At 55.2% G+C, this 422-nt stretch carries 3 tRNA genes; all 3 read left to right on the top strand.

From position 1 onward, the window contains the following. Positions 1-173: 173 nt before the first annotated feature. The 3 genes from HMPREF2716_RS04730 to HMPREF2716_RS04720 all read left to right on the top strand — a co-directional run bounded on the left by HMPREF2716_RS04730 (position 174) and on the right by HMPREF2716_RS04720 (position 421). Positions 174-249 (top strand) — tRNA-Asn (locus tag HMPREF2716_RS04730). A gap of 9 nt (positions 250-258) precedes the next feature. After that, positions 259-335 (top strand) — tRNA-Pro (locus HMPREF2716_RS04725). A 10-nt stretch (positions 336-345) separates the two neighbouring features. Then, a tRNA-Lys gene (locus tag HMPREF2716_RS04720) sits at positions 346-421 on the top strand. Position 422: the final 1 nt, after the last annotated feature.

The following is a 422-nucleotide window of genomic DNA, read 5'->3' as shown; positions in this document are numbered from 1 at the left end:
GGGAGTGAGAGCGCTGCCGCATGCAGTGGAAGGGCCGTTTTGCCGCTCGTGGAAAAAGAAGAAAAACTTTTTGGATCAGAGGGTTGACATGCCCGCGTGCATCCGTAAAATGGCGCGCCTCTGAGACGCGAATCCAGCAACACCGGAAGCGTCCAGGGTTGGAAGAAAGACGTTCCGCGATAGCTCAGTCGGTAGAGCAAATGACTGTTAATCATTGGGTCCCTGGTTCGAGTCCAGGTCGCGGAGCCAACTTCCAATCGGGGTATAGCGCAGTCCGGTAGCGCGCCTGCTTTGGGAGCAGGATGTCGGGAGTTCGAATCTCTCTACCCCGACCACCTCATACTTGGGTCGTTAGCTCAGTCGGTAGAGCAGTTGGCTTTTAACCAATTGGTCGTAGGTTCGAATCCTACACGACCCACCAT

This window comes from Pseudomonas sp. HMSC076A11 (genome assembly GCF_001810205.1).
Lineage (GTDB): Bacteria > Pseudomonadota > Gammaproteobacteria > Pseudomonadales > Pseudomonadaceae > Pseudomonas > Pseudomonas aeruginosa.
Note: the sequence above shows the minus strand (reverse complement) of the source record. Positions and strands in the feature narration are given on the sequence as shown.